Origin of the sequence: Brachyspira pilosicoli (assembly GCF_019402445.1) — a bacterium.
GTDB classification, from domain to species: domain Bacteria; phylum Spirochaetota; class Brachyspiria; order Brachyspirales; family Brachyspiraceae; genus Brachyspira; species Brachyspira pilosicoli_B.
Window position 1 is genome coordinate 1 of sequence record NZ_SRZM01000264.1, and the last position, 4,888, is coordinate 4,888.

3 protein-coding genes are annotated in these 4,888 nt (G+C 31.1%); all 3 read left to right on the top strand.

From position 1 onward, the window contains the following. Positions 1-705, top strand: a 705-nt coding sequence (locus tag E6A48_RS08595; protein ID WP_219709724.1) for a TolC family protein, incomplete at its 5' end; no start/stop codon positions are given. Between the two features lie 13 nt (positions 706-718). Beyond that, the gene (locus E6A48_RS08600) at positions 719-2,032 is read left to right on the top strand and encodes an efflux RND transporter periplasmic adaptor subunit (RefSeq protein WP_258018584.1); all 1,314 of its coding nucleotides are present in this window, start codon (positions 719-721) and stop codon (positions 2,030-2,032) included. A 33-nt stretch (positions 2,033-2,065) separates the two neighbouring features. After that, the coding region (locus E6A48_RS08605) for an efflux RND transporter permease subunit (protein ID WP_219709726.1) at positions 2,066-4,888 on the top strand (2,823 nt) is incomplete at its 3' end.

Genomic DNA, 4,888 nt, shown 5'->3' on the forward strand with positions numbered 1-4,888 from the left:
AAATTAACATTTATAAGACAAATAGGTTTAACGAATGTATCTGATGATGTGGAATTAATAGGTAATATATTAGATGCTACAAAGATAGCATTACCAGATTTAGATATAAATGTAATATTAGATTTGATAATGGCTAATAATATAGAACTAAATAATATGGCTAATAATATAGAAATGCTAGAATATAATAGAAAAGTAGCAAGAAGTTATTTATGGCCAACTTTTTCAGCAAATGCTAATGTTGGAATTACTACAATAGATAAATTAAAATTAGATAATAATAAAGAGTTTTATAAAGATAGAAGCGGAGAGTTTAGTTGGGGAGTTGGATTTTCACTAAATTATGCTCTTGACTCATTACTTCCATTCTCATCTACAGCAAAAGCGGCAGAAGAGATTAAATTAAGTATTGAACAAATGGAAATAAGTTATGAGCAATTAAGAGATAATATAGAGATAAACAGCAGAAACCTAATCTCTACAGCAAAATCCCAAGAATTAACATTACAATCGCAAGCAGAAAATGCCAGAACAGCTGCATATGCCTTACAAATGGCACAAAGACAGTATAGAGGCGGTACAATATCCACATTAGAACTAAGTGATGCAGAACTTACATACTTAAATGCACAGCTTGCATATTTACAAGCTATATATGAATATTTTTCAAGTACATTACAAGTATTAAAGCTTTTAGGAGCTTGAGGAGAAAACAACTATGATACTATATAGAAAAATTATTTTAATACTTTCTACAATTTTAATAATAGGCACATTTTCCATTTCTTGTAAAAAACAAGTTGATCTTAAGAAAAAAGAAAACCCTATAAGTGTACTTGTTGCCGCACCAGTAAGACAGTCTTTAGAAGAATACTTAGAACTTTCTGCTGAGATTAAAGCAATAAAAGAAGTAGAGATATCATCAGATGTACCTGGTAAAATCGCAAATATACTAAAATATGAAGGAAGTTTTGTAAACAAAGGAGATACTATAGCATTAATAGACAGATTTGTAATTGGTGCTAATTATGCTTATGCTCCGGCAAGAACACCTATTTCTGGTTATGTAACTACTACATATATGGCAGTTGGTGCTTCTATAGCGGCTGCTACACCAATAGCTAATGTTGCTGATATTAGTAAATTAGAAGTAGAAATACAAGTTCCAGAACGTTCTATTACAGGTGTGGAACTAGGTCAAAAAGTACTAATTAGAATTCCTTCTTCTCCAAATAAAGAAGTAGAAGCTACAATCACAAAAAAAGATTATGCTGTTAATCCTTCAACTCGTACATTAATGGTAAAAGCTTTAATTGACAATAAAGACAGATTATTTTTACCTGGTATGTTTTCTGATGTATCAATTTTGTTAAACTCTGCTAATAATATTTTTGTAATACCAAATAGTGCTACATTCTCTGATGATTTAGGAAAAAACTATATTTATGTTGTAAAAGAAGATAATTCTCAAAATCCTCCTTTAGAAGGAAATGTAACTGCAGCTAATACTAATAAACAATATAGAGCATATATAAGAGAAATTGATATATTATTTAGATCCAAAGACAAAGTTGCTTTAAGCGGCGGTTTAGAAGATGGTGAAGAAGTTGTAATGTTTGGAAGAGAGTTTTTAAAAGATGGTTCTTTAGTAAATAGAATAGAAAATGACCCTACAATATTAGAATATATTACACCGCAAAATGTTAATACAAATGAAATAGTAAATAACACTAACAATACTATAAAACAACAAACAACTCAAGTAAATCAAGCAAAACAAAATAATACTGTAAAACAAACTACTACAAATCAAACAAAACCAAAAACATCATCATTATTAGCAAATAATACGAATGCTGCTAAAACTACTCAGCAAAACACAGCTGTAAAACCACAAACTAACACAGCTATTCAAAACACTAATAATAATGTTATAAAAAACACAGTAGAAAAAGATACAGCCGATAATGAAGATGTAGTTAAAAACACTGAGCAAACAAATAATAGTGATATTTACTCAGTTGGTAAATAAAAGTTATTATTTGTATTTTAGAGAGGTTTATATATGAGAAGTTTTATTGAATTAATAGTAAAAAGACCTGTTTCCGTTTTTATGGGAATAGTGGCAGTCGTTATACTTGGTATTGTAAGTTTATCTAGGCTTCCTGTAGACTTTTTGCCGGATATGGAGTTGCCTTTTATTAGTATTAGAACTACTTATGATAATGCTGGTCCGGAAGAAGTAGAAAAATCTGTTTCAAGACTTATAGAATCTGCAGTTTCTTCTGTAAATAATATTAAAGAAGTAAGTTCATCTTCAGAGGAAGAAGATTCTAATGTATTTATAGAGTTTAACTGGGGAAGCGACTTGGCATCTGCTACTGCGGATATAAGAGAGGCAATAGACAGAATAAGAAAATCTTTGCCTGATGATGCTGAAAGCCCTGCTGTTTATAAATTTTCTACTGATAATATTCCTGTTATGGAAATATCTTTCTACGGTACTGACAACCTATCTGCATTATACAATTTAGTTGATAATCAGATACTTACTTCTATAGAGCAGGTTGGCGGTGTTGCTATGGCTGAGATTAGAGGAGGACTAAAAAGCCAAATTAAAGTTGATGTTGATATGAACAGACTTCAGGCTTATGGTCTTGATATTAACTCTATAGTAAGTACTTTAGCTATGGAAAACCAAAACATTTCAGGCGGTGAAACTTATGAGGGTGTTTATAAATATACTTTAAGAACTACTGGTGAGTTTAAAACTGTTGATGATATTGGTAACGTTGTAGTGGCATTAAAAGATAATAACACTCCTATAAGACTTAGAGAATTAGCTACTGTTTATGAGGGCTATGATGAAGACGGAGATGTTATAAAAGTTAATGGTACTCCTGCTGTTAACGTTTCTATAAACAAAGAATCTGGTGCTAATACAGTTGCCGTTTCTGATGCTATTAAAAAAAGATTAGACAGTTTGAACTTACCTGGCGACATAAAATATGAAGTATTATTCAACAGTGCTGATAACGTTAATAATGCTATAAAAGGTGTACTTGATACTGCTTGGCAGGGAGGTTTATTTGCTGTTATTATTCTTATGATATATTTATGGAATGTTAGAACTGTACTTATAATAGCAATATCAATTCCTATGTCTATAATTGTAACATTTACTTTGATGTATTTCTTTGGTACAACATTAAATATTATCTCTCTTTCAGGACTTGTACTTGGTATTGGTATGATGGTAGATAACTCAATTGTTGTACTTGAAAATATATTCTATTACCGAAACAATGGTTATGGTAAATACTCTTCTGCAATAGACGGTACTTCTACAGTAGCACTTGCAATATCTGCTTCTACTCTTACAACAATAGCAGTATTCTTGCCTTTCCTATTTGTAGAAGGTCAAACTGGTCAGATGTTTAGAGATTTATGTATTACAGTTACAGTTTCTATGATAGCTTCTTTAGCTGTTGCTTTAACTATAGTACCTATGCTTGGTGCAAGATTAGTAACTACTAAAAAGTCTAAATTCTTCAATCGTTTTGAAGTATTTTTTGATAAACATTTCCACTCTAAAGTTAATTATATATACGAAAAAATATTAACTTACTCAGTTAATCATAAAAACAGAGTATTAATTCCTGTAATAAGCGTTGTATTTGCTGTTATAATAGTTGGATTAATATTTATAGGTAAAGAAGGTTTCCCTCAATCTGATGAAGGTCAATTAATGGCAACTATACAAATGCCTATTGGTACAAGAAAAGAACAAACAGGTTCATTTATAGATAGAATGAGAAAAGATGTTGAAGAAGTTATTGGAAAAGACTTAAGCAGAATACAGTCAAGAGCAAGGTCTGGTTCTGATGCCAATAAAGGACAAATAAGAGCTAAATTAATAGACAAATCTGAAGGAAGAACTGTAGAGACAGAAGAATATGTTGAAATGGTTAGAAAGAAATTAGCTGGATATCCTGCTACAATTAACGTTGATAGCGTAAGCAGTATGCGTGGAGGTGGAAACAGCAGTTCAAGTGGTATAGATATTGATATAGTTGGTGAAGACTTAACAAGAGCTAGAGAATTAGCTAATAATATAATAGCTGCTTTACAAGATGTTCCTGGGCTTAGAGATGTTCGTTTGAAAAAAAGCGATTCTAGTCCTGAGCTTAATGTAACTATAAACAGAGATTTAGCTTCAAAAATGGGACTTAATATTAATACTGTTGCTAACTCTATAAAAACAAGCTTCGGAGGTACTACTGCTACAAGAATGACTCCTGAAAACTCTGAAGTTACTGATATTGATGTTATAGTACAGCTTAATGAAAGAGATAGAATAAACATAGATGATGTAAACAGAATGCTTATACCTACAGCTTCTGGAATGGTTCCTGTATCTGCAATTGCTAATGTTAATAAAGATTTTGCACCTACAGAGATAGAAAGAAAAAATGACAGTAGAATAACTTCAATTACAGCAGCAGGTTATGGAAGACCTATGAACCAAATAATGAATGATGTACAAAAAGCTATTAATGAAAAAGTATTTATGCCTGCTGGTTTTAGTATTGTTTATTCTGGTGATTATGAGGATATGCAAGAGGCATTTGGACAATTATTACAGGCTTTAATATTGGCTTTAGTATTAGTTTATGCTATTATGGCTAGCCAATTTGAATCTTATATAGCTCCTTTCGTTATTGCTCTTGCTATACCATTTGGTTTTGCTGGTTCGCTTTTACTACTTCTCATTACAGGACAGACTTTAAGTGTATACAGTGGAATTGGTGTTATAGTGCTTATTGGTATTGTAGTTAATAATGGTATTGTACTTATTGACTATATGAATCAGCTTATGCATGAGAAA

Excerpts from the sequence above, each read along its gene's own strand:
- E6A48_RS08600 (WP_258018584.1), top strand. The coding sequence starts at position 719 with ATGATACTATATAGAAAAATTATTTTAATACTTTCTACAATTTTAATA.